The organism is Mycobacterium sherrisii (assembly GCF_002102355.1).
In the GTDB taxonomy this organism is placed as follows: Bacteria; Actinomycetota; Actinomycetes; order Mycobacteriales; family Mycobacteriaceae; genus Mycobacterium; species Mycobacterium sherrisii.
The window spans coordinates 1-5,752 of record NZ_LQPT01000079.1 but is presented as its reverse complement, the minus strand read 5'-3'; the positions used below and the strand labels follow the sequence as shown (position 1 = coordinate 5,752).

1 protein-coding gene is annotated in these 5,752 nt (G+C 70.4%); it reads left to right on the top strand.

Features of this window, described 5'->3' with window-relative positions:
- On the top strand, positions 1-5,752 hold a 5,752-nt coding region (locus AWC25_RS14590; RefSeq protein WP_142278847.1), incomplete at both ends, for an SDR family NAD(P)-dependent oxidoreductase.

Here is a 5,752-nt window from a genome sequence, read left to right as displayed (position 1 = left end):
CGGTGGCGCGGGCCCGTCGTGCCGGGGTGTCGTCGTTCGGGATCAGCGGCACCAACGCCCACGTCATCATCGAATCCGCCCCCGCGGATCAGCCCCGCGCGACCGGCCCCGTACCGACCGTGCTGCCCTGGGCGCTTTCGGCAAAATCGTTGTCGTCCTTACAATCTCAGGCCACCCGGCTGGCCGATCACCTCGACGCCCACCCCGACCTCGAGATGGCCGATGTGGCATGGTCGTTGGCGGGCCGGGCGACGTTCGAGCATCGGGCCGTCATCGTCGGTCGCGATCGTGACGAACTGCTGGCGGGCCTGCACGAGCTGACCGGTGACGGGGTGGGCGGCGCGGTCATCCGCGGCGCCGCGCTGCCCGCCGGCAAACACGTCTTCGTGTTTCCCGGCCAGGGCTCCCAATGGGTGGGCATGGGTGTCGAATTGCTGGATACCGCACCGGTTTTCACTCAACAGATCGAGGCCTGCGCGGAGGCCTTCGCGGAATTCGTCGACTGGTCGCTCGTCGACGTGCTGCGCGGCGCCCCCGCCGCGCCCGGCATGGACCGCGTCGACGTGGTGCAGCCGGTGCTGTTCGCGGTGATGGTGTCGCTGGCCGAGATGTGGAAGTCCCTGGGGGTCAACCCAGACGCGGTGATCGGCCACTCGCAGGGCGAGATCGCCGCGGCCTACGTCGCCGGTGCGCTGACGCTGCGCGATGCCGCACGTGTGGTCACGCTGCGCAGTAAACTGCTGCGGTCGCTGGCCCGCCCCGGCGGCATGCTCTCCATCGCCTGCAGTACCGAGCGAGCGCGAGAGTTGTTGGCGCCCTACGGCAATCGGCTTAGCATCGCCGCTGTCAACGGCCCCACGGCCGTCGTGGTATCGGGCGAAGTCGCCGCCCTGGAGGAACTCATCGCCTTCTGCGCCGACCTCGAGCTGCGGACCCGCCGCATCGACGTCGACTACGCGTCGCATTCGGTCGAGGTCGAGGCAATCCGGCACGAGTTGGTTGACGTCCTGGCCGGCATCGAGCCGCGATCCTCGCGCGTCGCGTTCTTCTCGACGGTCACAGGAAGTCGTTTGGACACAGCGGGTCTGGACGCCGCCTACTGGTACCGCAACATCCGGCAAACGGTGCAGTTCGACCAGGCGGTGCGCACCGCGTGCGAGCACGGATACCGGACCTTCATCGAAGCCAGTCCGCATCCGGCGTTGATCGCCGGCATCGAAAATACCTGCACCGACACCGGCGACGCCGAGGCCATCGTGGTTCCCACCCTGGGCCGCGAAGACGGCGGGCTGGGCCGGTTCCTGATGTCGGCCGCGACCGCCTTCACCGCCGGTGTGAACGTCGACTGGCGCGGCCTGCTGGACGGCGCTGCCTTCGTCGAGCTGCCGACGTACGCCTTTGACCGGCGCAGGTTTTGGCTGTCAGGCGAGGGATCCGGCGCCGACGCCGCGGGTCTGGGACTGGGCGCCAGCGAACACCCGTTGCTGAGCGCGGTGGTCGATCTGCCGTCGTCCGGCGGTGTGCTGTTGACGGGCCGATTGTCACCCAGCGTGCAGAGCTGGCTCGCCGATCACGCGGTGTCGGGCACCGTGGTGTTCCCGGGCGCCGGGTTCGTCGAATTGGCGATCCGCGCCGGTGACGAAGTCGGCTGTGCCACCGTCGACGAGTTGACGCTGCGGGCGCCGCTGCTGTTACCCGCCGGTGAGTCCGGATTCGGTTCGGTGGCCATTCAGGTCGTGGTCGGTCCGGCCGACGAGACGGCTACCGCCCCCGGGGCCGAGTCGGGCCGGCGCAGCGTCGCGATCTTCTCCCGCCTCAGCGCCGACGCCGAGTGGCTATGCCATGCCGAAGGCGTGTTGAGCTCCGCGCCGGTCGAGCAGCACGCGGATCTGTCCGTGTGGCCGCCGCAGGGTGCAGTTGCGGTGGATACGGCCGACGGTTACCAGACTCTGGCAGCGCTCGGATACGGCTACGGCCCGGCGTTCCAGGGCCTGACCGCCGCCTGGGTCCGCGGCGACGAGATCTTCGCCGAGGTGCGGCTGCCCGACGCGGCCGGCGGCGTCAACGGGTTCGGCGTGCATCCCGCGTTGCTTGATGCGGCTATGCATTCCATGGTCGTCGCGCACCACGGCGCCGACGAGTTCGAGGTGATGTTGCCGTTCTCGTGGCAGGGCGTCTCGCTGCATGCCGCGGGCGCGTCCGCAGTGCGCGCGCGCATCGCACCGGCCGCAGGCTCGGCCTCGAGGTCGGTGTCGATCGAGCTGGCCGACGGGCTCGGCCTGCCGGTGTTGTCGGTGGCCGCCATGGCCGCCCGACCGGTCAGCGAGCAGCAGCTGCGCGCGGCCATGTCGGCGTCGACGCAGGACCGGCTGTTCGAGCTGGTGTGGTGCCCGATGCAGGTTGCCGCGGCTCCCGCAGCCGTCGGCACCCACCAGCTGTTCGAATCCGTTGCCGCACAGAGCGATCCGGTCACGGCCGGCCATGAGCGTACCCGCTTGGCGCTGGCGGCCGTGCAGTCCTGGCTGGCCGAGAGCGACTCCGGAGTCCTGGTCGTGGCAACCCGCGGCGCAATGGGATTGCCGAACGAGGACATCACCGACCTGGCCGGTGCCGCGGTATGGGGGCTGGTCCGTTCGGCGCAGACGGAGCATCCGGGCCGCATTGTGCTGGTGGATTCCGATGTGCCCCTTGATGATACCGCGGCCGCCACCGTGCTGGCGGCCGATGAACCGCAACTCTTGCTGCGCGGCGGCACGTTCTACACCGCCCGCGTGCACGGCAGCCGTGCGGCGCAGGGCATCCTCGAACCGCCCGCCGACGGACCGTGGCGACTCGGCCTCAGCAGCGCGGGCACCTTCGAAAACCTCTGCCTGGAACCGGTTCCCAACGCCGGCGCACCGCTGGGGCCGGGACAGGTTCGGGTGGCGCTGCGCGCCATTGCCACCAACTTCCGTGACGTGATGATCACGCTGGGCATGTTCACCCACGATGCGCTGCTCGGCGGCGAGGGCGCCGGCGTCGTCGTCGAAGTCGGCCCGGGTGTCACCGAATTCGCGGTCGGCGACGCGGTCTACGGCTTCTTCCCGGACGGTAGCGGCACACTGGTCCCCGGCGACGTGCGCCTGCTGCTGCCCAAGCCCGCCGACTGGTCCTTCGCCGAGGCCGCGGCCATCTCCGCGGTGTTCACCACGGCTTACATGGCGTTCATCCATCTGGCCGAGGTCCGGCCGGGCCAGCGGGTGTTGGTGCACGCCGCGGCCGGCGGGGTGGGGATGGCCGCCGTGCAGCTGGCCCGGCATCTCGGCCTTCAGGTGTTCGCCACGGCCAGCCGCGGCAAGTGGGACACGTTGCGGGCCATGGGTTTTGACGACGACCACATCGGCGACTCGCGCAGCCTCGAGTTCGAGGAGAAGTTCCGGGCGGTGACCGCCAGGTCCGGGGCGGCCGGCATGGACGTGGTGCTGGACTCGCTGGCCGGCGAGTTCGTGGACGCGTCGTTGCGCCTGGTCGCCCCCGGTGGCGTGTTGTTGGAGATGGGCAAGACCGACATCCGCGACCCCGACGCGGTCGCGCAGGAATACCCCGGTGTGCGGTACCGGGCCTTCGACCTCTTCGAGCCGGGCCGCCCCCGGATGCACGAGTGGATGCTGGAACTGGCGAAGCTGTTCGAGACCGGCGTGCTGCGGCCCCTGCCGGTGACGACGTTCGATGTGCGCCGCGCCCCCAGCGCGCTGCGCTACCTCAGCCAGGCCCGCCACATCGGCAAGGTGGTCCTGACCCTGCCGGGTGTGTGGACGTCGGGCACGGTCTTGATCACCGGCGGAACCGGCATGGCGGGCTCGACGCTGGCCCGCCACCTGGTGGCACGACACGGCGCGCGGAACCTGGTGCTGCTGAGTCGCCGCGGTCCCGATGCCGAGTCCGGCGCGCTGGTCGCGGAATTGGAGGCGGCCGGGGCCCGGGTGGACGTCGTCGCCTGCGACGCCGCCGACCGCGCCGCCCTGGCGGCGGTGATCGCCGGCATTCCGGTGCAGTTCCCGCTGTCGGCGGTGATCCACGCCGCGGGTGTGCTCGACGACGCGATGGTCACCTCGCTGACACCCGAGCGGATCGACGCGGTGTTGCGCGCCAAGGTGGATGCGGCCTGGAACCTGCACGAGCTCACCCGCGGGCTCGACGTGTCGGCGTTCGTGATGTTTTCGTCGATGGCGGGCCTGGTCGGCTCGTCGGGCCAGGCCAACTACGCGGCCGCCAACACCTTCCTCGACGCGCTGGCCGCACACCGGCGCGCACACGGCTTGCCGGCGACCTCCCTGGCGTGGGGGTTGTGGGACCAGGCCAGCACCATGACCGGCGGCCTGGACGCTGCCGATCGCGCCCGGTTGAGCCGCGACGGAATCCTGGCGTTGTCGTCGGACGAGGCGATGGAACTGTTCGACACCGCCCTGATTGCCGACGAGGCCGTCATCGCCCCGGCCCGAATCGACCTGGCGGCGTTGCGGACTCACGCGGCCGTGGTTCCGCCGATGTTCACCGATCTGCTCAACGCACCGACCCGCCGCCGCGTCGACGAGTCGCTGGCGGCGGCGAAGTCGAAATCGGCGTTGGCGCAGCGCCTGCACGGGCTTTCCGAACCGGAGCAGCATGCGCTACTGCTCGACCTGGTCCGGTCCCACATTGCGACCGTGCTCGGTAGCACCACGGCCGACGCGATCGACCCCGACAAGGCGTTCGGGGACCTGGGTTTCGACTCGCTGACCGCGGTCGAGATGCGCAATCGGCTGAAAACCGCCACCGGGCTGGCGCTTTCACCGACGCTCATCTTCGACTATCCGACCCCGAACGGGCTCGCCGGCTACCTGCGCACCGAGCTCGCCGGAGTGCCACAGCAGACCGCCGCCGCCCCGGCCGTCCAGGTAACCGGCGACGACCCGATCGTGATCGTCGGTACGTCGTGCCGGTATCCGGGTGGGGTGGATACGCCCGAGCGGCTGTGGGAGATGGTGGCCGACGGGCGCGACGTGATCTCGGAGTTCCCGACCGACCGCGGCTGGGACCTGGCCGGTGTGTACAACCCGGACCCCGACGTGCCGGGTACCTGCTACACGCGCAGCGGTGGGTTCGTGGACGGTGTCGCGGATTTCGATCCGGCGTTCTTCGGCATCACCCCCAGCGAGGCGCTGGCGATGGATCCCCAGCAGCGCTTGTTCCTCGAATTGTCGTGGGAAGCGTTGGAGCGGGCCGGTATCGAGCCCGGCGGCCTGCGCGGCAGCGCCACCGGCGTCTTCGCCGGCGTGTACACCCAGGGCTACGGCATTGGTGCCGCGCCGGCCGCGGAAGGCTTCCGGCTGACCGGGCAATCGTCGAGCGTGGCCTCGGGGCGGGTGTCGTATGTGTTGGGGCTGGAGGGCCCGGCGGTGTCGGTGGATACGGCGTGTTCGTCGTCGTTGGTCGCGCTGCACATGGCGGTGCAGTCGTTGCGGTCCGGTGAGTGCGATCTGGCCCTGGCCGGCGGTGTCACGGTGAACGCCACCCCCGATGTCTTCGTGGAGTTCAGCCGGATGCGCGGGCTGGCCGCCGACGGCCGCTGCAAGGCCTACGCCGACGCCGCGGACGGCACCGGATTCGCCGAAGGCGGCGGCATGCTCGTGCTCGAGCGGCTTTCGGATGCGCGGCGGTTGGGGCATCCGGTGTTGGCGGTGGTGCGGGGTTCGGCGGTCAATCAGGATGGGGCGTCGAATGGGTTGACGGC